General features: G+C 50.0%; 24 protein-coding genes, 1 tRNA gene and 1 pseudogene. 5 read left to right on the top strand and 21 right to left on the bottom strand.

Translation table 11 applies throughout. The features are described 5' to 3' along the window. Window positions 1-110: transposase (locus FT726_RS10955; protein WP_346302815.1), on the bottom strand; the 110-nt coding region annotated here is incomplete at its 3' end. 398 nt (window positions 111-508) lie between these two features. Between FT726_RS10955 and FT726_RS10960 the strand changes: the two genes are divergently transcribed. Genes FT726_RS10960 through FT726_RS10975 form a run of 4 tightly spaced genes read left to right on the top strand, consistent with a single transcriptional unit; the run spans window position 509 to window position 6,271 of the window. After that, a complete protein-coding gene (locus tag FT726_RS10960) occupies window positions 509-1,387 on the top strand; it encodes a YafY family protein (protein WP_288421381.1) in 879 nt (292 codons plus the stop codon). 34 nt (window positions 1,388-1,421) lie between these two features. Beyond that, a complete protein-coding gene (locus tag FT726_RS10965) occupies window positions 1,422-2,267 on the top strand; it encodes a hypothetical protein (protein WP_346302807.1) in 846 nt (281 codons plus the stop codon). Further along, on the top strand, window positions 2,267-3,712 hold the full coding sequence (locus tag FT726_RS10970) for a hypothetical protein (protein ID WP_346302808.1): 1,446 nt from the start codon (window positions 2,267-2,269) through the stop codon (window positions 3,710-3,712). The genes FT726_RS10965 and FT726_RS10970 overlap by 1 nt, the downstream gene beginning before the upstream one ends. Before the next feature lie 36 nt (window positions 3,713-3,748). Continuing rightward, window positions 3,749-6,271: a hypothetical protein gene (locus FT726_RS10975; protein WP_288421378.1), complete on the top strand. Its 2,523-nt coding sequence runs from the start codon at window positions 3,749-3,751 to the stop codon at window positions 6,269-6,271. Between the two features lie 189 nt (window positions 6,272-6,460). On the opposite strand, the gene arsC is transcribed toward FT726_RS10975, so the two are convergent. The 17 genes and pseudogenes from arsC to proB all read right to left on the bottom strand — a co-directional run bounded on the left by arsC (window position 6,461) and on the right by proB (window position 21,132). Further along, window positions 6,461-6,886, bottom strand: a complete 426-nt coding sequence (gene arsC / locus FT726_RS10980; RefSeq protein WP_112001141.1) for a glutaredoxin-dependent arsenate reductase — start codon at window positions 6,884-6,886, stop codon at window positions 6,461-6,463. 12 nt (window positions 6,887-6,898) lie between these two features. Further along, window positions 6,899-8,188 (bottom strand): arsenite efflux transporter membrane subunit ArsB, encoded by a 1,290-nt coding sequence (gene arsB, locus FT726_RS10985; protein WP_288421377.1) that lies wholly within the window; start codon window positions 8,186-8,188, stop codon window positions 6,899-6,901. Between the two features lie 80 nt (window positions 8,189-8,268). Beyond that, window positions 8,269-8,502 (bottom strand): annotated as a pseudogene (gene arsD / locus FT726_RS10990) (arsenite efflux transporter metallochaperone ArsD); the annotation flags it as partial. Between the two features lie 46 nt (window positions 8,503-8,548). Next, window positions 8,549-8,899: an As(III)-sensing metalloregulatory transcriptional repressor ArsR gene (arsR, locus tag FT726_RS10995; protein ID WP_112001143.1), complete on the bottom strand. Its 351-nt coding sequence runs from the start codon at window positions 8,897-8,899 to the stop codon at window positions 8,549-8,551. 130 nt (window positions 8,900-9,029) lie between these two features. Next, window positions 9,030-10,793 carry a hypothetical protein gene (locus FT726_RS11000; protein WP_346302809.1) on the bottom strand — a complete coding sequence of 588 codons (1,764 nt, stop codon included), beginning with the start codon at window positions 10,791-10,793 and terminating at the stop codon, window positions 9,030-9,032. An 8-nt stretch (window positions 10,794-10,801) separates the two neighbouring features. Beyond that, window positions 10,802-11,911, bottom strand: a complete 1,110-nt coding sequence (locus FT726_RS11005; protein ID WP_288421373.1) for a hypothetical protein — start codon at window positions 11,909-11,911, stop codon at window positions 10,802-10,804. A gap of 224 nt (window positions 11,912-12,135) precedes the next feature. Beyond that, a complete protein-coding gene (locus FT726_RS11010; protein ID WP_346302816.1) occupies window positions 12,136-13,299 on the bottom strand; it encodes a phage integrase central domain-containing protein in 1,164 nt (387 codons plus the stop codon). 183 nt (window positions 13,300-13,482) lie between these two features. Then, window positions 13,483-13,558: transfer RNA gene (locus FT726_RS11015), tRNA-Thr, on the bottom strand. A 198-nt stretch (window positions 13,559-13,756) separates the two neighbouring features. Next, window positions 13,757-15,502 (bottom strand): amylovoran biosynthesis protein AsmF, encoded by a 1,746-nt coding sequence (locus tag FT726_RS11020; protein ID WP_021507268.1) that lies wholly within the window; start codon window positions 15,500-15,502, stop codon window positions 13,757-13,759. A 50-nt stretch (window positions 15,503-15,552) separates the two neighbouring features. Then, complete coding sequence (locus FT726_RS11025; RefSeq protein ID WP_336701382.1) at window positions 15,553-15,756, bottom strand: hypothetical protein; 204 nt, start codon at window positions 15,754-15,756, stop codon at window positions 15,553-15,555. Next, complete coding sequence (locus FT726_RS11030) at window positions 15,704-15,997, bottom strand: hypothetical protein (protein ID WP_288421370.1); 294 nt, start codon at window positions 15,995-15,997, stop codon at window positions 15,704-15,706. The genes FT726_RS11025 and FT726_RS11030 overlap by 53 nt, the downstream gene beginning before the upstream one ends. Continuing rightward, complete coding sequence (locus FT726_RS11035) at window positions 15,994-16,338, bottom strand: hypothetical protein (protein WP_190286078.1); 345 nt, start codon at window positions 16,336-16,338, stop codon at window positions 15,994-15,996. Before FT726_RS11035 ends, FT726_RS11030 begins: the two co-directional genes overlap by 4 nt. A 2-nt stretch (window positions 16,339-16,340) precedes the next feature. After that, complete coding sequence (locus FT726_RS11040; RefSeq protein ID WP_059011010.1) at window positions 16,341-16,808, bottom strand: glycoside hydrolase family protein; 468 nt, start codon at window positions 16,806-16,808, stop codon at window positions 16,341-16,343. A gap of 178 nt (window positions 16,809-16,986) precedes the next feature. Beyond that, on the bottom strand, window positions 16,987-17,265 hold the full coding sequence (locus FT726_RS11045) for a hypothetical protein (protein WP_021507273.1): 279 nt from the start codon (window positions 17,263-17,265) through the stop codon (window positions 16,987-16,989). A 413-nt stretch (window positions 17,266-17,678) separates the two neighbouring features. Then, the gene (locus tag FT726_RS11050; RefSeq protein WP_031279669.1) at window positions 17,679-18,410 is read right to left on the bottom strand and encodes a S24 family peptidase; all 732 of its coding nucleotides are present in this window, start codon (window positions 18,408-18,410) and stop codon (window positions 17,679-17,681) included. 354 nt (window positions 18,411-18,764) lie between these two features. After that, the gene (proA, locus tag FT726_RS11055) at window positions 18,765-20,018 is read right to left on the bottom strand and encodes a glutamate-5-semialdehyde dehydrogenase (RefSeq protein ID WP_058769337.1); all 1,254 of its coding nucleotides are present in this window, start codon (window positions 20,016-20,018) and stop codon (window positions 18,765-18,767) included. Between the two features lie 10 nt (window positions 20,019-20,028). Continuing rightward, entirely contained in the window at window positions 20,029-21,132 is a 1,104-nt protein-coding gene (gene proB, locus FT726_RS11060; RefSeq protein ID WP_058758012.1) for a glutamate 5-kinase, read from the bottom strand. A 246-nt stretch (window positions 21,133-21,378) separates the two neighbouring features. Between proB and ompC the strand changes: the two genes are divergently transcribed. Then, window positions 21,379-22,461 carry a porin OmpC gene (ompC, locus tag FT726_RS11065; RefSeq protein ID WP_021507277.1) on the top strand — a complete coding sequence of 361 codons (1,083 nt, stop codon included), beginning with the start codon at window positions 21,379-21,381 and terminating at the stop codon, window positions 22,459-22,461. Window positions 22,462-22,542: 81 nt separating this feature from the next. Here ompC and crl read toward each other — a convergent pair whose 3' ends face one another. The 3 genes from crl to gpt form a co-directional block, all read right to left on the bottom strand. After that, window positions 22,543-22,944 carry a sigma factor-binding protein Crl gene (gene crl, locus FT726_RS11070; RefSeq protein WP_288421365.1) on the bottom strand — a complete coding sequence of 134 codons (402 nt, stop codon included), beginning with the start codon at window positions 22,942-22,944 and terminating at the stop codon, window positions 22,543-22,545. Window positions 22,945-23,053: 109 nt separating this feature from the next. Next, entirely contained in the window at window positions 23,054-24,301 is a 1,248-nt protein-coding gene (frsA, locus tag FT726_RS11075) for an esterase FrsA (RefSeq protein ID WP_058769336.1), read from the bottom strand. A gap of 120 nt (window positions 24,302-24,421) precedes the next feature. Then, on the bottom strand, window positions 24,422-24,880 hold the full coding sequence (gpt, locus tag FT726_RS11080) for a xanthine phosphoribosyltransferase (protein WP_021507279.1): 459 nt from the start codon (window positions 24,878-24,880) through the stop codon (window positions 24,422-24,424). Window positions 24,881-25,013: the final 133 nt, after the last annotated feature.

Genomic DNA, 25,013 nt, shown 5'->3' on the forward strand with positions numbered 1-25,013 from the left:
TGGGTGGTGATATCGAGACGTGTTGCAACGCTGGAAACAGAATGACCGCGACCAATAACCTGTTTGACTGCTTCAATTTTAAACTCTTCGGGATAACGTTTACCGCTCATGGGCACCTCTCTTTAAGTCATCTTAAATGACTCCGAAGTGTCTGTTAAACCCGTGGCGATTCAGAACGCTCATTTGGCTGCAGCCAGTCCTGAGGCAAAACAAACTAAGTCTATAAAGATTTTTTCAGCCTGGCTCTAATCGACTGAATCTCAGCATACTCCGCTTTTGAAGCCTTGACACGTCAGTTGTTCTTTCACCTCTGAGTGGCTACTCGCGACTGCCTGCAGGAGACTGATTATGTTATTGACCGCAAAAGCCATTAACTGACTTTTCGACTTAATCTCCTTAAATTATGTGAGAAATTTGCCGATATGAAAACATGATCCCCCAGTCGCTACTGACATGCCCTGTCAGTAGCGACTGGTAATCTCAAGGAAAAATTACAAGGAGAACGCGCATGAGCGGGCATGAGGTAATGGTACAAAGAATAACCGCTATTATTGCAGAACTTTACCAGTACGGTTTTGTATCACGTAAGAAGATGATGGACGAATTCAACATCAGTGAGCGTACTTTGTATCGTGATCTTAATCGTCTGGGCGACAGAATCGTCCCCGATGGTGATGGTATTTACAGGCTGGCTCCCGCTTACGCTAAACCTCAGGCTCTAAAAGAACAACAAAGTCTCATCAATGCCCTAGGGATGGCAGAGTTATTCCCTGTAAAAAAAATCTTCTCCCAGCCTGACATGACTTCACTGATCATCAGATCACTGCCCGGAGATCCAGAAGCGAAACGCGTACTTGAGAATAACTATAGTGTGTTCGATAAAGCGATTCGTGAAAATATCCTTTGTGAATTTCATTATAAAGGGAAGCATCGGACCGTCGCGCCTTATAAGCTTATTAACATAAAGAGCGTCTGGTATCTCGGTGCGGTAGAGAATGAAAAGGTTAAAGGATTCCAGCTCACCAAAATTCATTGGCTGAAATTTAAATCAGAGCACTTCACACCACAACCCCATATCACACAATACTTTGCTGAAGAAGATGATGTCTGGTTTTCTTTGGATAAGCAGATTGTACTCCTTAAAATTTCAGCCGACGTAAGCCATTTTTTTAAACGTCGAAATGTTCTGCCTGCCCAAAAGTTAATTCGTCAGGAACCTAATGGCGACTTGATCGTGCAAACCAAAATGGCACACGAAAACCAGCTATTTCCATTATTACGTTATTGGTTACCAAATCTCACTATTATTTCCCCGGTTAGCCTACAACAACGTTTTTATCAGAAGCTCAACCAGCAGATAATAGAAATGAAAAACCCATTGCAGTGAAATTATTTTTGACAACATACAGCAGGAGTAAAAAATGTTACGTGGTTCAGAAAGAAAAGAAGCATTAGCCAGTCTCAAAAGTGCAACTTACCGTTATGAAGTACAGGCTAAAGACACCCAGGATGAGATCACTGCCCTCTTTCTGTTACGCCAGAAATGCAGTAAGGACCTGATTGTCCGTGGTGAAAATTTTGTTAATCGACTGGCGAATACACCGAAAGAGTTTGATAAATCCTGGAGCGAATTGAAAGCGGAAATCGCTGAATTTGATAACGTGGTGGAAAAACTGGAAGAAGAATACCGCGCATCACATATTGGTAAAGGAACGGCTGCTGCGGGGGTTGCCGTTGGGGCGGGGGTCGCCGCATTTGCCCCTACGGCTGCGCTGGCGGTCGCAACAACTTTTGGTACAGCATCCACGGGTACCGCTATTGCTACGTTAAGCGGAGCTGCCGCAACAAATGCAGCCCTGGCATGGCTCGGCGGCGGCGCACTGGCTGCGGGTGGCGGTGGCATGTCAGCAGGAAGCGCACTACTGGCTCTGGCGGGTCCAATAGGCTGGGGGATTGGTGCTGTAGGCATCGCTGGCGGAACCTTACTAGCCCGTCGCAAAAACGGTAAAATCATTGATGAAGCACAACAGGAAGAGCGCCAGGTTCGCGCAAAAACCAGCGAACTTCGCGTGATGGAACGTGGTGCGCAAGAACTCAAGATGCTCACATCCGAGCACTATCATGGTACTGAAAGCATTATTGATGTGCTGGAAAAGGCTGCGCCTCAAGACTATTGCCAGTTTAATACCCATCAGAAAGATCAATTAGGGGCATTGATTAACCATATCAATGCATTATCAAAACTGATCAACAAGAAAATCCAGTAATGAGCATTAACCATAATACAGTTGGCGACCAGCTTATCGGCAGCGCGGTTAACGCCATTAATCAGACCCGCATTGATAGTGAACTGTTAAAACTATCGCAGCAGGATCGTGCATTTGAGTTGGCTGGCGAACAAATGCAAAAGGTGCGTGATTTCATCGCGTCACCGGGTAACATCCTGGGCTCAATGAGCACCAAACACGGTGAAATTGCTGAGCAGGTAGAAGTTGGCGTGCGCAATGCTCGCCAGGCAATAGAAGAAAGGGTTCAGGATGCCTCTGATCTTAGCGCCACGTTTGACGGAGTGGGTCGAACCGCTCCGGCGGATTATATGATAGATGGCGTTGACGTGCAGTCAAAGTTTATCAACGGAGTTAATAATAACCTGAACCATGTCCTTCAGCACATGGAAACCTATCCCAATTTTACCCAGGGAGAATCCTTTTACCATATCCCCAAAGACTCCTGGCAAACGATTCAGGATGTTATTGATGGGAAGCCGGTGGAGGGCTTGAGCGAAAAAACAATACAAGCTATCAGGGATAAAGTTGCAGAAATTGAAAGTACAACGGGAAGATCCTTTAATGATGTCGTGCGTCCTGGAGTTTCTGATTACAAAGATGTTCAGTGGGGAAAAATTGACGAAACGCTTGATAAACATGATCAGGAATTAGCGGAACAGAACGAGGCAAAAAAATCAGAAATTATTGACGATCACCAACCCTCCCTAAGTGAAGGCATGCGTGCAACCGCAATGGGAGCCGCTTTCGGTGGAACCTTTGCTCTTGTAACAGGTATATATAGCAAATACCGTGACGGTAAAAATATATTTCGTGGAGATTTCAACAGACAGGACTGGCAGGATGTCGGCTTAGATACATTGAAAGGTGCCGCTATTGGCGGTGTATCCGCCGGAGCAATTTATACCCTGACCAATTATGCCTATCTGGGAGCACCGTTCGCCAGCGCGCTGGTCACTGCCGCTAAAGGTGTAAGCAATCTTGTTCTCTCCTATCAGCGCGGTGAGATTAATGCTGATGAATTTACCGATCTTGGCCTTATCATCTGCGCGGAATCGGCCATCGTTGGCGCAATGTCTGTCGCAGGTCAGGCAATCATCCCTGTGCCTGTTTTGGGGGCATTGGTTGGTTCTATCTCAGGGAAGTTTATGGTTACCGTAGCTAAAAATCTGGACAGTAAAGCACGCCAATTGCTGGCGAAAAAAATGGAGCAATTTACATGTCGCTTAAGTGAGATTGAGCAGAAAGCACTCAACCGAATTTTGAACGAGTTCGCGGCGCTGGGTGAGCTTACCGCAGCTGCATTTAGCGTGGAAAACAATCGCCGGTTGCTGGAAGCAAGCATCACGCTTGCCCAGACCCACGGTGTTGAAGAGGCGAAGATAATCAAAAATGCGGATAATCTTGACACATTTATGATGGCGTAGCACTCGAATAAAAATTACAGCAAGGATAAAACCACAATGCTACAGATAATTGGTGCGTTAATTTTACTGGTAATCGGTTTTGTTATTTTAAAAGCGTTGCTTAAGGCATCTCTCAATATTCTAGGTGTGATATTAGGATTGGGTGCATTGATTGTTGCAGGCCCACCTTTATTGGCGGGCTATATTGTAGAGCGCGTAACCTATGCGCTTCACTCACGTTGGCTGCTGGGTGTACCTCTTGCCATAGCAGGAATGGTGATTAGCTTTATGTGGGGACTTGATGGTAAACATATTGCCTACGAAGCTTATTCATTTGATTCAATGAAGTTTATTTTAACCGCTGCATTTGCCAGTGGCCTGCTTGCAGTACCTGTACAAACCAAGGCTATTCTACAAAACGGGCTTATACCAGCCGATATCAATGCCAAACTTAAAGAGTATTATTGCTGTTTTTATACGTCTTACTTTTTGATGGCCTGCTCTGCGGCTACACCGTTTATAGCCTGGCAATATAATATCTCATCTTCACTGATGTGGTGGACAGGATTGCTATACTGGATAGCAGCCTTACTGACACAGTTCTATGCGGCAAACCAAATTCAGGAACTCAAGAAGTTAACTAATGCCATCAATACAGGGTTAAATGAGCAAAAAGCGATAAATAACCAACTTTGGCTGACGGAACTAAAAGAAGGAAGTAACCTCTCAGCAGAATTCGTAGAGACTATCTATCTCAAGTTGGTCTCACAGCATATTTTTCAGGGCGATACTCGAGAGCAGGATCTGGCTGGTGAAAACTGGCTTTTAAATGATGCCTGGTATGTAAGAAAAATGGCTGAATTTAATGAGCAGTTAAACAGTAAAATTGTACACTCATCAGATGAGCTAAGAAGCCTTTTTGGTAATAGGCTGAATTTACCCTCTGCTGCGAATGATGATCTCCTGAACCGTTATCTTGATGGTGGGAACTATTATTCTTTTTCGGATGGTCGAAAATTTGTCTCGTTTCACTATGTCGACGAGCTTTGTACCTGCACTTCATGCGGTTTGAGCGAGATTAAAAACGCAAAACACCAGGGCGGTGGTGGGAGCCAGGAATGGTATTGCTCTGATATTTGCCGGGAAACGGAAAAACTCTGCATTGAAATTCACAAGCGACCACAGGCTGAATTTATTTCCAGTGCAGCAACAAACGGTCTGATTCTCATGACACTCCCGGAGGCCTGGAATACTAACGAAAAAATGTTTGCAGTGGGAGGACAAGGACATGGTTTTGCAGCCGAACGGGGAAATCATCTTACTGACAAAATCCAACTAAAAGATGCACATATTCTCGGTGATGATAATGCGAAAAATGGTGCAGACAGGCTGGTTAACGGTTCAGAGATTCAGACCAAATACTGTGCAACCGCTGCACGTAGCGTCGGTGCTGGTTTTGACGGACAAAACGGTAATTATCGCTATTATGACAGTAACGGAACCCCAATGCAGTTAGAGGTTCCGAAAGACCAGTATTCGAAAGCGCTTGAAACGATGGAGAACAAAATTCGCGATGGCAAAGTCCCCGGCGTTACCGATCCTGCAGAAGCCACAAAACTTGTACGTCAGGGACACCTGACTTATAGCCAGGCACAAAACATCACTAAGTTTGGCACGTTCGAATCTATCACTTACGACATTGCGGAAGGATCTATCATCAGCCTCGCAGCTGGAGGTATCAGCTTCGGTCTGACAGCTTCTATTTTCTACCTCAATACCGGCGATCGTAAGGCTGCGTTGCAAACGGCAGCAATACAGGCAGGTAAAACATTTACCCGCACACTGACAGTTTATGTGACGGTACAGCAATTACACCGTATCAGTGCCGTTCAGGGGTTACTTAAAAATATTGATTTTGCCGCTGCCAGCCCGACAGTTCGTAATGCGCTTCAACAGGGAGTCGGAGCTAACAATCTCAACTCCCTTAACAAGATGATGCGTGGCACACTGATTACCTCTTTCGCACTGGTCGCCGTGACCACTGGTCCGGATATGATCAAAATGGTGCGAGGTCGTATTTCTGGGGCACAGTTTATAAAAAATCTGGCAGTTACTTCATCTGGTGTGGCTGGGGGTGCAATTGGTTCTATTGCTGGCGGAATGATGCTTAGTCCATTAGGTCCTTTCGGTGCTTTAGCAGGACGCGCAGCTGGTGGCTTGTTAGGCGGTATGATTGCCACAGCGATTTCCAAAAAAATAGCGGGTGCACTGGTTGAAGACGACCGAGTAAAAGTGCTGGCTCTCATCCAGGAACAGGTTACATGGCTTGCAACAAGTTTCATGCTTACAGAACACGAACTTGAAAACCTGAACGCGAATCTGGCAACAGTAATTGACCAAAAAACCCTGGAGGTTATCTTCGCCGCAAAAGAGCAAGACCGAGCAACGGCCAATATGCTGATTAAACCACTTGTAGTAAGTGTGGTTAAGCAACGACCGGTCCTGAGCTATGAACAATCGCAAATCTGCGAAATGGTCGATCAGCTTGATACATCGGTTTCATTATCTGCTGTTGCATAATGAAAGGTATAAATTCATTACCATCGTGATATGGTGCTTCAGACGAAGCAAACTTAAATACCATTAACCCCATGATACTATTGTAAAATCCAAAAAAACAATGGTAATCATCATAATGAACTGGTTCGAACAGACTTGCGGAAGAGTATGGAGAATTAACAAATAAGGGGGCATTTGCCCCCTTCATCTTTATTTCAGTCGTTTACCTGCATCATCAACGACTTTCTCGCCGTCTTCCTTAGCAAATGCGCCTTTTTGCGCATCCGGAAGAATATCCAGTACCACTTCGGAAGGACGGCACAGACGTGTTCCCAATGGTGTCACCACAATCGGGCGGTTAATCAGGATCGGATACTGAAGCATAAAATCGATTAACTGATCGTCAGTAAACTTATCTTCCGCAAGCCCCAGTTCTTCATAAGGTTCAATATTTTTACGCAATAGTACCCGTACCGTTATCCCCATATCTGCAATGAGTTTGAGCACCTCATCGCGTGAAGGTGGATTTTCAAGGTAAAGAATAACGTTCGGTTCAGTACCGCTGTTGCGGATCATCTCCAGCGTATTACGCGACGTGCCGCAGGCTGGGTTGTGATAAATAGTGATGTTGCTCATATCAATATCTCATTACAAAGTGAACGAGAGACGTAGCGCCAGCGCGGCCAGCGTTACAAACAGCACAGGCAGAGTCATGATGATCCCGGTGCGGAAATAGTATCCCCAGGTGATGGTCATGTTCTTCTGTGAAAGGACATGCAGCCAGAGTAGCGTTGCCAGGCTACCAATAGGTGTAATTTTCGGCCCCAGATCGCAGCCAATCACGTTGGCGTAGATCATCGCCTCTTTAATAACACCGGTTGCAGTGCTGCCATCAATAGAGAGAGCGCCAACCAGCACGGTAGGCATGTTATTCATGATGGAAGATAGGAAAGCCGTCAGGAAGCCAGTACCCAGCGTCGCGGCCCAAAGTCCTTTATCTGCCAGTACGTTCAGCACACCTGAAAGGTATTCGGTTAGCCCAGCGTTGCGCAGACCGTAGACCACCAGATACATCCCCAATGAGAAGATGACGATCTGCCATGGCGCACCGCGAAGCACTTTGCCAGTGTTAATGGCATGGCCTCGTTTCGCCACCGCAAACAGAATGACAGCCCCTACAGCAGCAATCGCGCTGACCGGGATACCCAACGGCTCAAGGACGAAAAAGCCAACCAGAAGAAGGATCAACACTATCCATCCGGTTCTGAAGGTTGCCAGATCTTTAATCGCTTTTGCAGGTACTTTCAGGAGAGCTAGGTCGTAAGTCGGTGGAATTTCTTTGCGGAAGAACAGATGCAGCATCACCAGCGTGGCGATAATGGCTGCGATATCCACCGGCACCATTACCGACGCATACTCAGTGAAACCCAGCCCAAAGAAGTCTACAGAAACGATGTTAACCAGGTTGGACACGATAAGCGGCAGACTGGCCGTATCGGCAATAAACCCGGCTGCCATAACGAACGCAAGAGTCGTGCCTTTGCTGAACCCTAATGCCAGTAGCATGGCAATGACTATCGGCGTCAAAATAAGTGCCGCACCATCGTTGGCAAACAGTGCCGCCACCGCTGCGCCGAGCAAGACGATCCAGGTAAAGAGCAAACGTCCACGACCATTACCCCAACGGGAAACGTGCAGCGCCGCCCATTCGAAAAAGCCGGATTCATCGAGCAGCAGGCTGATAATAATCACGGCAATAAATGTTGCCGTCGCGTTCCAAACGATATTCCACACCACCGGAATATCGCCCACATGCACAACGCCAGATATCAGAGCCAGGCCCGCGCCTAGCATTGCACTCCAGCCGATCCCTAATCCCTTCGGTTGCCAGATAACCAAAACAATGGTCAGGACAAAAATAGCGCCTGCCAGTAACATAAAACCTCCTGACAGGGCGACTTTGTCGCCCTGTGTATACAAAAAATATTAAACGGCCAGCTCTATTAGTTTCTCGATGCCAGTACGGGTAGCGGAAGCCCTTCTGCTCCAGATGCTTCGAGGAATGCTTTCGCTTTCGCGTTCTGAACAAAGCTCATGGGCTGCTGCGCAAGGTTGTAACATTCAACCTGTACGCCACGTCCTTTCAGCCATTGCACATCAGCAGAAAAATCGACCAGAACCTGATCGACATCTGAACCACAAACGCCGGTACTGCAGCACATCGCCGGATCAAACACCGTTAACGTTTTCATCTTTAACACATCACATTCGTAAAAACATATATGTACAGGCAAATTTTTAGATACAAACAGCCTTACCTCTGCCAGTGCAGTTGGCTGATGCCAGCTTTCGGGCGATGGCTTGTACGTCGTCCTGTTGGCTTAACCAGGCCTGCTCAATCACCTGAGCAGCCCAGGAAGGAATATGCGGAGATAAGCGGTAATGAACCCATTTCCCCTGCTTGCGATCCAGCAATAGGCCACTTTCCCGAAGCATTGCCAGATGGCGGGAGATCTTGGGCTGTGACTGTTCTAGCGCAGTGCAAAGGTCACACACGCACAACTCTCCCATCTCTCTAAGCAGCAACACGATGCCCAAACGGGTTTCATCGGAGAGGTTTTTGAAGAGTTGTAATGCTGTAAAAATCATAGTCGTTCCCCACCTATCTGGCTCTATGATACTCGGCGAAAGATTCCTTGCAAGATCATATACGGTAAATCAAATGTATAGCATCAATAGCGAACGCACAAGTTTGTGCGTTCGCTATTAACTAAAGGAATCATTCAGTAAGCCGACAAGTATCGACAAAAATATCGAGGTTTAAATCCAAAGGTTTTGATAAAAATGCTCTCTCATGCTTCCCATCACCAATAAAGAATAAATTCGTACCATCAGGGAAGTATCGATTTTTAATATCTTTAACCTTGGCTCTTCGGAATGCACTTATCTCTTTACCATCTTTCAAGAGGTTATCTTCAGCATACTCAGACATTGATATAAATGATTGAGTATCAGTCGGAAGATTTTTTCCCACAAACGACAGTATGAGATCAAAATTTCTGTCATCGATATCTTCCTTAAGAATTGCGTCAAGCATAAATGGAAGTCGATGTATATTGTCTGTTTTTCTTATTACAGAATTTAATGCAAAATGATATGACATTACAGTTTTATGAAGCTCAACCCCTTGAAAAGGAAATGAATTTATTTTATAAAGATCTGTATATCTAGGTTCTGTTACATTGAACAACTGCATATCATTAAGATATTTTTTAAATATATCCTTGAAATCTTTTTCTTTGTTAAACCGCTCGACAAAAAGAGACTGCTCCTCTCCCATCCCATCAATTAATCCTTTAATTTCATCAGACCTTTTTGTATGTTCTTCTATCTCTTCATGAATATTGCCTAACAGACGTATGTTTGCTTTATTATCGATCCATGTGTTAACAGATAAATTTTGTGATTTTTTCTCAAGAAAATATGAATACTTTGAAGATATATCAATTTCTAACTTTTTAATCTTCGCAAGTGAACTATTAATATCAGACTGTATTTTTTGTATTTTATTATTTATTTGCTCCGATAGTTTATCAGTATCATTGATGTTTTGATAATAACCATATAACCCTTCTAAGGAATAAGGAAGTATTTGCGTACATGCAGGACAACGATCAATATTGTTATAGTTTTGGTTTTTAATATTTCTTTTAGTTCTTCTTAGTATCTTGACATGATTTTTAGTTAAGGATAACTTATTACACAAACTAGTATATACATCACGTTCTTCGTCTAATGATGCTACTAATTTTATATAACCATCTATATACTTCTGAGCCTCATCACCGAACTCTTCATCCAGTAATTTAGAAACAACAAAGTGAGGCTCGGCACTATATTTATTCAATGAGGAGATCTTCGACTGAAGTTGTGCCCGCTCTTTTGTTAATTTCAAAAAATATTCTTTATCAAAAGAATTTTCTATACCAAGATAATAATCAAGATACGTGTCTTTAAAGTCTTTATAAAAACCAAGATTAGAGAATGACTCTCTTAAATAAACCCACCCTACAGATTGAGAAATATAATAAGGCAGGAACATGCATTCTATCGATGCTTTTTTTAGCTCGCCCTTCTGTTCTAAAAGCATGTTAAAATCAAATAATTGTGATAACATCTCCTTAAGCTTCACATGTTCAACTCGACCATCAGAGTCAATTCCATGAAAACTAAAAACATTTCCCCCATCCTCTTTTAAATATATGCTACCAAGCTCTCTTACTATTATATATTTTTTATCTACGCCTCCTTTAGTGATGCTGAAATCCAATCTGAACGTAGGGTTGTATCGAATAATTTCGTTCAAGCCATCTTTAACATCGTTAATTCCAAAGGTAAATAAAATACTCTGTATTAAAGTACTTTTACCTGAGGTATTACACCCACTTATTATGTTTATTTTATTTGAAAACTTTTGGTCGAAATATAAATTATGACTTTCAGAGACAACAAACAATCTATCAAACTTTATAATTGTCTTCATGGTTTACCTTAATCGTAGCACTCAACGTATGAACACAGAACTGCAAAAAATGTATCAATATTATCTAGGTTTATAGAATGAGATTTTCTAACATTATCAACATATGCAGTTAATGCGTCTTGAAGAGAAAAATATTGAGTTGTGTAATCATTATTTCTAACAAAGTCTTTAATAATTTGATAATCGTAATTACTCATATCCTTGAGTAGTTCAAAAGAGTTAAGTATATAGTTTTCATGATTTTTCTGTATGCTAAGTGGTATTCTGAATTTCATTGAGAATTGCTGTGCTTCGGCACGCCAATAGTCGAATGCCTTTTGCTGTGAATCAATTATATTCATAACTTTCTTAACTTCTTCGCCTTCAACCCTTTTTGTTGGATCGAGTAGACATATTTCCTGTCCTTGATTATATACAGTTTCCACATTCCTAAATAGAGCAAGTATTACCTCGATGGCTGCTTTCGAGTCAGCTATATGAGAAAACTTTCTAGACATAAGCCCAATAAGCGATTCTTTTTGTTTTGCAGCCGTTCTTGGAAAATCTACCCACTGAATTTTTAGGTTACTTAGTTCTTTACGATGGAAAACAGAAGATTCTTCATTACAAATATCTGTAACTTTATTTTCAATTTTATTCTGAATGTTTTTATGTAACTCATCATAAGCACAGATAGAGTTTTGCTCATTAATCCTTAATATCTGCTCAGTAATACCTTCTTTTTTTAACGCCTTTGACGGTGAGTATTTCAATTCTATTTCTGTATTTGATATAAATGTTAGCTGGTGTTTATAATCTTCACTTTTTTCAAAAGCATCATTTCTTAAGTTTTCGCCCACCAATAGTATTTTAGATACCATCTCAGAAAACCTAGAGTCGATAGTCCATATTTTCCCGCTAAGTTTCTTTGCTTGATAGGCATGTATCTCGTTTATATAACTTAAGCAATCAGTTTTATAACAAAATAGAAAATCATCGTGATGTTCGATACAAATAAAGAACTCTTTATTGATAAAAGAATTGAAATTATCTAACAAAAGATACAATGCACAGTTTCTTTGAAACTCAAAACCTGTTAACGCATCAACCCCGGCGTTTGCCGCTTTATTTTTAGCCACCCTGCTCTCCTACAACAGCTAAAAATTTCCATCGTCATCCAGTGATGGATGCGGATGCAAATTAAACCATTTAAGGCGATGTGTATCACGAAAATCAAAAAAAATAAATTTGTAAGATCATTTTTAGTGATCTAATGCACTGTTTTATATACTGTTTTTTTATACAGTTAAAAGATAGCACCTCTAGGGAAAACTTTAAAAACTTGTTTTCCCTATTTACAGGCTTATATAACCTTAGTTAAAGATGCTTCAATATAATCCGCATACCACTGCATCATCTCCCTCCTTCCTTCCAGATACAACGCATGGTTATACGTTCCGCGTATCGCGTTCTTATCGACATGCGCAAGTTGGGTTTCAATCCATGCCGTATTGAACCCTTCCTCGTGCAAAATCGTACTCATCGTGTGGCGGAAACCATGCCCCGTTACCTTCCCCGTGTATCCAATCCGCTTAAATACCTGATTAATACTCGCTTCGCTCATTGCTTTGCGGGGATCATTCCTCCCAGGAAACACCAGAGGATATTGCCCAGACATCACTTTGAGCTGCTGTACGATCTCTAGTGCTTGGGTAGAGAGGGGGACAAGGTGAGGCCGTTTCATCTTCATTCGGTCGGCAGGAATTCCCCACACCGCTTTCTCAAGATCAAATTCACTCCAGAAAGCACCTCCGAGCTCACCGGTGCGAACTCCGGTAAGGATCAGCAGATGAGCGGCAAGAACAACTAACGGGCTTCCTTTATAGCCTGTGAGAGCTTTAAAGAAGTCTGGTAACTTTTCAACAGTAAGGAAGGGATAATGCTTCGATTCATGCCCTGACATTGCGCTGGTTAGATCCGCAGTCGGATTGTATTCCACACGACCGGTAACTATGGCGTAGCGAAAGACTTCGCGGCAGCGCTGGCGAACCTTCTTGGCCTTCTCTGTCGCAACACGGCTTTCCATTCGACGCAGTACATTCAGCAGAACAAGAGGCTTAATTTCGTTGGCTTGCTGCTGACCGATATATGGGAAAATATCTTTATTAAAGGCCTCCAGAATGTCAGAAGCATAACCTTCTGACCATCGGCTCACCTTCGTTCCGTGCCATTCAAATGCCACAGCCTGAAACGTATTATTGAGCTGCACATCGCGAACCAACTTTTCTTCTTTCTTAACAAACGATGGATCGATACCTTCGGCCAGTTTTTTCTTGGCTTCATCACGTAGTGCCCTCGCTTGTGCAAGGGACACTGCCTGATAGACACCAAAAGCCATATGCTTCTCTTTTCCATTGTAGCGATACTTCATCCGCCAATATCTGGAACCAGAAGGAACAACCTCAAGATACAAACCAGCAACATCTGCCAGCTTATAGGCTTTCTCTACGGGATTAGCAGTGTCTATCTGTCATGCGTTTAGCTTCATTAGGGACATATCCCTGGGCCGAACACAGAATCCCCCACTAATGCCCCCAGCTATAACTTGATTCCTGTTGAGTCCAGTTGATAACAGGAGACAAGATACGGGCTTGAAGCCGCAGTACACGGGCTTTAAGTTGATTTCGGTAGACCTAGGAAATGTTTGAAATGGTGCCGGAAACAGGAGTCGAACCTGCGACCTTCGCATTACGAATGCGCTGCTCTACCAACTGAGCTATACCGGCATTGAGGCGGGAACTACGGGGAGTAAACATAGAAAAATCGGGGGGATGAGTCAAGATGGCGCCGGTTAAGTGCTGCGTTTTTCAGCATCAGCCGGGCTGACCTTACGATTTTGACGCGGAAAAACCGCCGCGAACAGCGCCCTCTCGCGCCAGGCTCAAAAAAAGGCGAGGCTGCAGCCTCGCCAAAAGGTGCTGGCCTCAATCGTAATAAGGAAGCTTACGATCGACACCGTTGATATTGACCAGCACAAAGCCCGTCGGCGTGGTTTTATTGGTCGGCGTACCTGCTGCCGTCGCGACGGTAAGCACGCCTTTCTCGTTAGCCCCAATACCCGCGACGCCATTGTGCAGGCCAAAGCGCGCCGCCGGTTTAAGGGTGCCCATTTTGGTGGTATCCGTCACCACCGAGAAGTCAGGCTGGAACAGCGAGCAGGAGCCAGCTTCAAAACGCGTCGGACCGGTGGTCTTCAGGTTAATCAGCGTGTCGCCGCTGTTGGCGCGCAGCTTCACCCACACCACGGCATAGGTGGTGCCGACGCGGCTGTAGCGAATATCCAGCACCGCCGGCTGTCCCATATGGCAGGCATCCGCCCATACCGTTTCCAGCCGCTGCAGGTTAATCCACGTTTTCCCGGTGCCCGCCAGATTGACCGGCGAGGCGGCCGTTCCGGTTGGCTGGGTGGCGTCGGCTTTACCAATCAGCTCCATCACCCACTGCTGATTCGCCGTCGGGAAGAACAACTGGCCGAGGCGATACCAGTTATCGGTGTCGGTATTGTTGGTGACTTTGTGGCCGCTGTAGTAGCCCGCGCGGAATGAGCCGGTGATCAGCGTGCCGTGATGCTCTTCGCGACGATAGCCATAGTCAAAAGTCGACAGCCAGCGCGTGCCGGCCATATCGTTCGAGATCTTCGCTCCGGACTGCAGGCCAATCTGGCGCATGATGACGCGCGCATTATTGAGATTGAACGGCGTGCCGCAATCCTCAATGTTCAGCGTATCAATGCTCCAGGCACCGTCCGACAGATCGCCCGGATTACGCGTGTGCTCAATCCACACGTTACGCATGATGCCCTGCGTCACGCGCGGCATGTACAGCGTGGCGTCGCCGTAGCCGGTCTGGAAGTTACAGTTGCAGATCTCGATAGCCGTTGAGTGGTCCCACTTGCCGTTTGGCGAGTTCGACCAGCCAATATCAAACACCCGGCCATAGGTCCACAGCGTGTAGATCTGGTCAAATTTACTGTCGAGCGTATCCAGCGCTTTAATCACCGTGCCGCCGCTGTTTTGCGCGCGGAAACAGTAAATATTTAACGTGGTGCCTTCGATGCAGGTGTTTTCGAAGAACGGCTGCACGTTGGTACACATCTCGGCGGTAATGGTACCTTTGTTGGTGGTGACGTCGGCCGATGCCTGACCGTGCCAGGTGATGCCTTTGATCGCGGTCCGCCGTGCCTTCACTTTGAACACCGTGTTGGCACTTTTGTCGGAGATGATGGTGGTGCGCGGCAGCGAACCCAGCTCCACGTCATCCCCCTGCAGACCAAAAAAGGCGATCTCGGTAGCGCTGATGTCGATCGGGTTAATCAGGAATTTACCGCCCGGGAAACGCACCGGCAGGTCACGGATATTACCGCTGTAGCCCTGCGTCCACGCCAGCATGCGGTTAAAGGCGTCGGTATCGTTAGCGTAACCGTCCCCTTTCGCGCCGAAGTGGTAGACGTTGACGTCGGCCGGATCGTTGATCACGCGTTTCCAGTAAAAGCCATTGCCGACCGCCAGCGTACCGCCGTCATCGGCGGCCGTAGTGGTGCCGATAAAGCCGGTGAAATCACCGCCGCCACGGAAGGTGGAGTCCGGGTTATAGCGGCGCAGGAACGCCAGATCGCCGTTTTTGGCCGGCACAGTGGTACGCAGTTCAGCAAAAGAGTTAACTTCGATCATCTTAGCCTCCTCGGCATTTCAGGTTTGCAAAACAAAGCGAGAGAACAGCGTCAGTGCGCCGCCGGGCGGCAGTGCTGGTCCCAGAGATCGTTGTGGTTGTTGATGGCGCGCACGGTGCGAATGTCCATGCGTTCGGCGTCACTGCCGTGGGTATAAATCGGGGAAAATAACGAACAGGCGGAGTCGATAACGACGGGCGCCTCAGGGTTGGTGGTATTTCGACTGCTGCAGCTTGTCACGAGCAGCAGCGTCATCAAGATTACCGTTACGGGTTTCCACACGTCTGGCCTCCTCACGCAGCTGTTGCTGCTGCTGATTAACTTCAACCGCCTGCGCGGCGGTCTTTTCGGCCTGCGCAACATCAGCTTTCGCCTGCTGCTGCACCTTGCCGATTTTTTTGCCGCCGGCGTAGCTGGCAATCAGCGCGGCAATCACGCCGCCAATCGCCGCCAGCCAGTGCCAGCTGACGGCAAGCTGAGAAAGAAGAAAGCTCATGGTTTGTCCTCCAGCGTTTTTCTCTGCTCCACCAGGTTCTTCTGACGCACGAACTGCGCCAGTACGCCCATCGCCACCATGAAGGCGCCGATCAGGCCGAGATAGTTGTGCGGCAGAATCTCTTTGATATCCGCCGGCAGCGCATTCCACGCATCCAGCGCTGACGAGGGAAACGACTGCACCCAGGCGCTGAGCATTGAACCCAGCGACGCCAGCCACACCGACCAGGTTTTAAACAGCAGGCGCGCGTGTTTAACAAACTCCAGCGTGGTGAAGCGCTGCAGCAACAGCAGCAGGATGATGGCCGCCAGCACGGCGATAATGAACAACAGCCAGCGCATGTTCATAACAGCCCCCTGTAGATGTCGTAGGTGCCCGTGCGCATCACTTCGGCATGACGCCGGGCGCGCCCCGCAGTTTGCCGCGCCCACAGGCTATCGAGCATGGCGTTCGCCGCCGCGTCGAAATCACGTTGCGTCACCGCGGTGAGCATGCCGCGAAACAGCGCCAGACCGTCGACGCCCATCTGGTAGGCCATGCTGATCAGCACATCGCTGCGCGCTTCATTGCATTGACTCAGTGCCTGCTGCAGCAGCGCGCGCTGCTGCATCTCCTGCACCTTGCCCTCAACGATGCACTGCTTCCACACGTCACCAACGCGGCGCGGCACGCGGAAGATATAGTGGCTGAGCGACGCGCCTTTCGGCCCGATGCGAATACCGCCCGCAACGGTGGGAAACCCCTGGGTGTCGAGGTAAGGCGCTTCGCGGTATCCCTCTTCGAAATTCAAAATGGCAATGATTTGGCTCATAACGGTTCCTCTTTGACGGGCGCAACGGCATGAAAAGCTGCGCAAATAACCACAACACATAAACCTCGCTGATCGGTTGCGCCGGGCGACAGGCAGCCGTTAAGCGCAACGCTCAAGCGCAACTAAACAGTGAGGAAAGGTGAAACGTTCCGTTCAGAACTGGGAAAACAGCAGAGAATTAACGCACGGCGTACAAATGAACGTGGGGCAAACAGCAGTTATCAAAGCTGGGGTTGTCGTTGCAGGGCCGCGTGGGCGCCAGTACTGCGCGGTCTACCCGGGAGCGGATTTCCCGCTGGCAGATGCGCTCGGCGGTGCGCAGGGTGATCTCATCACACTCCAGGCCCAGGGCACTGTCGATGCTGCGCTTCAGGCGGCTGAGCGGCTGACGCCGCCGGTGGCGACGGGTGCGCGCGTTTCCGCTAAAGACTGATTTGCCATATTGAATAATCGCCATAACTCCTCCTGTGAATGAGTCTTTGGCGATGGGGTGGTGAGCACGGCGATTCGGCACAGACCGGGACGTCCGTGGCCCCTCTGCAATCACCCGCAACTGGCTTGCCCGGCCGTAAAAAACGGCCAGGCGTAAGCAGAGGAGAGTGAAAGCAGAGGACAACTGACGACGCTGCTAAGTGCGTATCCACCCCATCCCAAAATTCACTGACTTTGGGTGGGTTGTCTCGCGCTTGTGCAGCGCCTCAATTGTTTAAGAGCGGGCTCGTCCGGGAGCAGAGATGTCGTCCATCTATGGTCAAATTATTAACAGGTTCTAATGCATTGGCAAACACTGACAGTTAATTTTTTATTTACCGACAGTTAAATTTTTGATTTCAGCCGGATTATTTTTTTTGCCGGTTAACGCACTGCTGCTCAGCCCAGAATCTGATAGTCACGCGCCTGGCTCATGATGACGCGGGCAATCACCTGCAGCGACGCCGCTTCGTCCAGCGTCAGATACCAGGTCTCGTAGCGTTTGTTATCGGAGATCACCGCCACCTTCTTGTGCTGTAACTGCAGCCGCTTGAGGTAGAGCTGGTTATCGAGATTGAACAGATAGATGCCGTCACCGTCGAAGCGGTGCACGCTGATATCAACGAACAGCTGATCGCGCGGAGCAAAAGTCCCGGCCATGGAGTCACTGTTCAGGGCAATCAGCCGGATATTTTCGGCCGGGCGGCCGTTAAACAGCACGCGCGCCTCATCCAGACCATATTCAATCGCCTGAATGGTCTCGACCAGTTCGTCGCGCGCGACAATACCCTGTGCGCTGCGTTGCCCGATGTCCAGGCTTTCGACGCGGAACATGTGCTGCGGATCGATCAGGCGCTGACGGGCAAGCGCCACATCCGGTTTTTCCATGCCGAACTGCAGCCACTCCACGCGCACGCCTAACAGCTGGCTGAGCGCCAGCAGATTACTGTCATCCGGAATGGATTGCGCGTTAAACCATTTCCAGACCCCTGGAGTTGAGATCCTGCATCCCCGTTGTTGCAGTGCCTGAGCGACCTGTTTGTTCCGTCCATGTCCGACAATTCCCGCGCTCTCGCATGCGGCAATCAGCCTGGCAGTAAAAGCTTGTCTCGTACTCTCTTTTTTAACCATCAGTTAATAGTCTGCCATCAGTAAAAGACTGAATGTTATTTTCATTTTTGCTACCAGTTCATTTTATATTACCGCTAGTTTACTACCCAACCGCTTTTATCAATAAAGCTGGACGATCATTATCCTCTTCGCCCTGGTGGAAACCAGTAATGAATCTCTGACAGCTTGTTCTGACAGGGGTTTTCAGGATTGTTCTGTAACGCTGAGACCAGCACCCACAGCAAAAAATGGGCGAAAAGCCGCAGGCGCGCCACAGATGACAGGAATAAAACGAAAAGCTCTGGAAATAACTGGATCGAAAGCGATCAAAAAGGGCACCGCGTCAGGTGCCCATTATGATGCCGGAGAGAAAAACTAACGGCGCAGGGTATCGTCGCCCCAGCCAATCCATTTGTAGGTGGTGAGCGCTTCGAGGCCCATCGGACCGCGCGCATGCAGTTTCTGCGTACTGACCGCCACTTCAGCGCCGAGACCAAACTGGCCGCCGTCGGTAAAGCGGGTGCTGGCGTTGACGTACACTGCCGATGAGTCGACCTGATTCACGAAGCGATTGGCGTTGCCAATACTGCGCGTCAGAATGCCGTCGGAGTGCTGGGTGCCGTGCGCGCGGATGTGCGCGACCGCTTCATCGAGGTCCGCCACCAGCTTGACGTTCAGATCGTTCGACAGCCACTCATCGTCGTATTGGTGCATCTGCACCGCCACCACGCTGGCCGGGCCCTGCTGTAGCCGCGCCAGCACGTTTTCATCGGCGTGCAGCGCAATGTTCTCCTGCGCCATACGCTGCAGAAACGCCGGAATGAAACGCTCAGCCTGATCGCGATGAATCAGCAGGGTTTCCAGCGAGTTACAGGCGCTGGGACGCTGCTTCTTGGCGTTAACAATCACCTCCAGCGCGGCGTCCGTCTCCATGGTTTCGTCAAGATAGAGATGGCACACGCCGATACCGCCGGTGATCACCGGAATGGTGGAATTTTCGCGACACAGCTTGTGCAGCCCGGCGCCGCCACGCGGGATCAGCATGTCAACGTAGCGATCGAGCTTAAGCAGCTGATTCACCAGTTCGCGATCCGGATTCTCAATCGCCTGCACCGCTGCTGCCGGTAAACCATGTTCAATGAGCGCGTTCTGGATCACCTGCACCGTGGCGGCGTTGGTGCGCCAGGTCTCTTTGCCGCCGCGCAGAATCGCCGCGTTGCCGGTTTTCAGACACAGTGACGCCACATCGACCGTGACGTTTGGGCGCGCTTCGTAGATCACCCCGATCACGCCGAGCGGCACGCGACGTCGTTCAATGCGCAGGCCGCTGTCGAGCAGCCCGCCGTCGATCAGCTGGCCAACCGGATCGGCCAGACGGCACACCTGGCGCACGTCGTCCGCGATGCCTTTCAGGCGCTGCGGGTTGAGCGTCAGACGATCGAGCAGCGCCGCACTCATGCCGTTAGTACGCGCATCGGCCAGATCCTGCTGGTTAGCCGCCAGAATGTCGGCGCTTTCCGCTTCCAGCCGATCGGCGATGGTCAGCAGTACCTGATTTTTTTGTTCGGTGGAGAGCTCCGCCAGTTTATACGACGCTTCACGCGCCGCTTTACCCATCTGTTCTAACATCATCCGCTCCTTAACTGACGATCATATCGTCGCGGTGCACCGCAACCGGGCCATATTCGTAACCGAGGATCTCACCAATCTCCTGACTGTGATGACCGGCGATCATGCGCATCGCATCGCTGTTATAGCGCGTGACGCCGTGGGCGATGTCGCGCCCCTGCAGGTTACGAATGCGGATCACTTCGCCGCGTGAGAAATTGCCCTGCACCTCGCGGACGCCTTTCGGCAACAGCGAGCTGCCGCGCTCCAGCACCGCCGCCAGCGCGCCGTCGTCAATAGTGATCTCGCCCGCCGGTGGCGCGCCGAAGATCCAGCGCTTGCGGTTTTCCAGCGGCGACTGCTGCGCGTGGAAACGCGTCCCGACCGGTTTACCGTGCAGCACATCCCCGATGACATCAGGGCGGCTGCCGGCCGCAATGATGACGTCAATGCCGGCGCGGCAGGCGACATCCGCCGCCTGCAGTTTGGTGGCCATGCCGCCGGTGCCCAGACCGGAGACGCTGCCGCCAGCCAGCGTGCGCAGCGCATCATCAATCTGATGCACATCGCTGATCAACTCTGCTTCGGGATTGGTGCGCGGATCGGCGGTAAACAGGCCCGGCTGATCGGTCAGCAGCAGCAGTTTATCGGCACCGCCAAGCATCGCCGCCAGCGCGGACAGGTTGTCATTGTCGCCAACCTTGATTTCCGCGGTTGCCACCGCGTCGTTCTCGTTAATGACCGGCACGATATGGTTGTCGAGCAGCGCGCGCAGCATATCGCGCGCGTAGAGGAAACGTTCACGGTCTTCCATGTCGGCGCGCGTCAGCAGCATCTGCCCGATATGGATACCGTAGATGGAGAACAGCTGCTCCCATAGCTGGATTAAACGGCTCTGCCCCACCGCAGCCAGCAGCTGCTTTGAGGCGATGGTCGGTGGCAGTTCCGGGTAACCAAGGTGTTCGCGACCGGCGGCAATCGCGCCTGAGGTGACGATGATAATGCGATGACCGGCGGCGTGCAGTTGTGCACACTGCCGAACCAGCTCCACCATATGCGCCCGGTTCAGCCGGCGCGATCCGCCGGTGAGGACGCTGGTACCCAATTTGACCACCAGGGTCTGACTGCCACTCATGTTTTTCCTGCCATGTAAGAAAAAAATCTGCGAAGGGACGTTTTAACAGGAGTCAGCAAGGAAGCCAACAGCGGCAAGGGGAAAAGCACAAAAAACGCCTGACAAGCGGGTAGACCAAAAGTTCGCGATTAACAAGAAATCAGAAAAAATGTCATAAAACCTTCATTGCCAGTCGGTAAAACGTCCCGTGTTTTACAAACCTTTTCACGGGTACAACAAATTTTACTCATTGGGATTGATAGCAAAATGAAGAAAAGCACACTGGCACTCATCGTTTCCGCGCTGGCTCTGGCCTCAACCGCACAAGCCGCAGAAGTTTATAACAAAGACGGTAACAAACTGGATCTGTACGGTCGTGTGAAAGGCATGCACTACTTCAGCGACAACGCAGCCGCTGACGGCGACAAAACTTACATCCGTCTGGGCTTCAAAGGGCAGACGCAGATTAACGACCTGATGACCGGCTACGGTCAGTGGGAATATCAGTTCCAGGGTAACCGCGCAGAAACCAACACCGACGCTAACATCGGTAACAAAACCCGTCTGGGCTTTGCCGGTCTGAAGTTTGGTAACTACGGCTCTGTTGATTACGGTCGTAACTACGGCGTGGTTTACGATGTGCTGGCATGGACCGACGTGCTGCCAGAATTCGGTGGCGACAGCGCCTACACCGACACCTACATGCTGGGCCGTACTTCTGGCGTCGCCACTTACCGCAACAGCAATTTCTTCGGTCTGGTGGATGGCCTGCGTTTCGCGGTGCAGTATCAGGGCAAGAACGATTCCACCAGCGCCAACGGCCGTTCAGAGATTCCTAAGCAGAACGGCGACGGTTACGGTGCGTCACTGGGTTACACCCTCGGCGATAGCGGTGTCAGCCTGATGAGTGCGATCTCCTCTGCTGATCGGACCAACTCGCAGGACGTGGCGACCCGTCTGGGCCGTGGTGACAAAGCGGAAGCCTGGGGCGCGGGCATCAAATATGACGCGAACAGCATCTACCTGGCATCGACCTACTCTGAAACCCGTAACATGACGCCAATCACGGGCGGCGTGGCGAATAAAACGCAGAACTTTGAAGTGGTTGCGCAGTATCAGTTCGACTTCGGTCTGCGTCCATCGCTGGGCTACGTGCAGAGCAAAGGCAAAGACATTGAAGGCATTGGCGATGCGGACATCGTGAAATATGTCGACGTGGCGATGACGTACTACTTCAACAAAAACATGTCGGCCATGGTTGACTACAAAATCAACCAGCTGGATGACAACAACCCGCTGGGCATCAACAGCGATGACGTGGTGGCGGTCGGTCTGACCTACCAGTTCTAAGCGTCAGCATTACCCTGTCTGTGTCTGTAAAAAAAGAGCCGGCTCATCACCGGCTCTTTCTTATTCTGGTCTGACTCAGGTTCAGGCGCTGAGTTTAACCGGCTCTTCTTTGAACCCCGCCGCGGGCCTGAGCTCAAGCTTAAACTCATGCAGCGTGGCTTTCAGGCGCTCGTGGAAATTACGCAGCGTGCTCTCCACTTTCTCATTGTTCTCTTTGCCCTTGATCGCGGCCACGCTCCAGTCGCCGTCTTTATCAAACAGGCCGAAGTGGTATTCGTAGGTGAAGTGATCTTCATAGGCGTTCAGCGTCATCCACCAGCCCCAGAACTCGCGGCTTTCCGGCGCCGGTTTGACGTTGACGCACGCTGCCAGGCAATCAAAGAAGAAACGCGTCTCTTCACACTGTCCTTCACGGATGTACGGCCCCAATTCGGTGAAGCGCTTAAGCAGGCGACTACGGGGGTGACCACTCGGTAACGTCATGCTAACTCTCTCCCTCAAATAAACCGTATAAAACGTAGCGCGGCGGCAAAACGCCACCGCACGTATTTTCCCGAAGATAAGTTGTAGCAGAGTCTGCGTATTTCGCCAGTTAGCGCTGCAACTGTTTTGCCAGCCAGTCGCAAATTTGATTGAGCGCCTTATCAAAGCTGGCAAACACTGGCGTGGCGGGAATCGCCAGCGCCTTGCCCTGCGCCGAGGAGTTGACGATCAGCTGCGCCTCCTCTTCCGGGCTGAACAGATCGTTGGGCCAGTAAGCGGCCAGCATCGGCACCGGCGTCCGGCGACCCAGCAGGCCCTGCACTTTGAGCGAATAGCGGTTGAGCTCGATGCGCAGATTGCTGTCGGAGGTCGACGACATACCCAGCCGGCTGGCCAGCATGTCCATATACATATCTGGCAGCTGCTGCTGGCGCTGCGCATCGACAAACACGTGATGCACCATCGGCCCGAGCGACGCCACCGCGCGCAGACGCGGCACCTCAAGGTAAGCCAGCCGCGTTGCCACGTTGGCGCCAAAGCGGTAACCGAACAGCGCCACGCGCGTGTGGTCAATCCACGGCACATTGCTCAGCTCGCGCAGCACCTGCTGATGCAGCTGGCTGGTGTCCTGATTGAGCGTCCATTTGCTGCTGAAACCCACCGACGGCATATCCAGCGTCAGCATGGCGATGCCGCGCGGTGCCAGATAATCATGAAACAGCCGGTAATGGTCGCTCTGCAGCGAGTCGAGACCGCCGCACAGCAGCACGGTGGGATACGGCGCGCTGGCCTGCGCCGGCATATGCAGGAAGCCGGTGACCGGACTGCCGCCGCTGATGGGAAAGGTCAGGGATTTCAGCTCGCCGGGCAGGCGCTGGGTGGCTTCTTCATAAGCGCGATTCGCCAGCACCTGCGCCTGATCCGCCAGCTCATCACCTTTAATGTACGGATACGCGGCCAGGCTGTAGAGACTGGCGGCATGCAGCCACTGCTGGCCGGCTTCATCGTGATCGGCGTTCTGCATCGCGCGCTGCTGCCACAGCGCCGCCTGCTTCGACCACTCATAGTTCCAGTTGCCGCCGCGATAGCCAATCACCGTGTCCAGCAGCGTTTCGTCGGTGTGTTCAAACTTACTGACGGCAATGCGCGCCAGCACTTCGCTGATCTCCTGCGGCGCCAGGCCGCGCCACGTCCACAGCAGCTTATTCAGCATGCGATACCAGCCGCGCTGGGTATCGCCTTCCAGGGCATTGTGCACCTGCGCCGTCGGGTGGTGCTGGCGATGCACCAGCGAGGAGGTTTCCGGGTGTTTGAAGCGGGGTTTGAACAGTTCTTCGCTGAGATTTTTCTCGGCCATCTTAAGCTTCTCCTGCGGCAGTCGCATAGATGGCTAAGAGTGTACTGCACCCGCCGCACGGGCGCGAGGCGCAGAAAGCACAACGCCCGGCATAACCGGGCGTTGTTTGCGTTGCATCAATCAGCTTTTTACAATCGGCGGAATGTACACCACGCCCATGTCCCACGGCTGCTCGATCCAGGTGTTCTGCGGAATATCGACAATGTAGTCGTCCACCAGCGCGCGGCCAGCCGGCTTGGCGAAGATGGTGCAGAAACGCGCTTTTGGATACATATCACGAATCGCCTGCGCGGTACCGCCGGTATCCACCAGATCGTCGATGACCACAAAACCTTCACCGTCGCCTTCTGCGCGCTTCAGCACTTTCATTTCACGCTGGTGATCGTGATCGTAGCTGGAGATGCACACGGTATCGACGTAGCGAATCCCCAGTTCACGCGCCAGCAGCGATGCCGGAACCAGACCACCGCGGCTGACCGCGATGATGCCTTTCCACTGTTCCACAGGAAGCAGGCGCTGGGCCAGTTTACGGGCATGAATCTGCAGCATGTCCCAGGTAACGACGTATTTTTCGCTCATAAAAGGAATCCCGGCCAATGAGATTGGCTTAAAAATATGCAAGGGGGAAAAGGTTGCGCGAGATTATAAGGATCTGACGCGTTAAAAACCAGCACCCGTCACATCGGTTGCAGGTTTTTAGCGCGCCCGATGG

The sequence above is a fragment of the Pantoea sp. Morm genome, from assembly GCF_016643525.1.
Taxonomy (GTDB): domain Bacteria; phylum Pseudomonadota; class Gammaproteobacteria; order Enterobacterales; family Enterobacteriaceae; genus Pantoea; species Pantoea dispersa.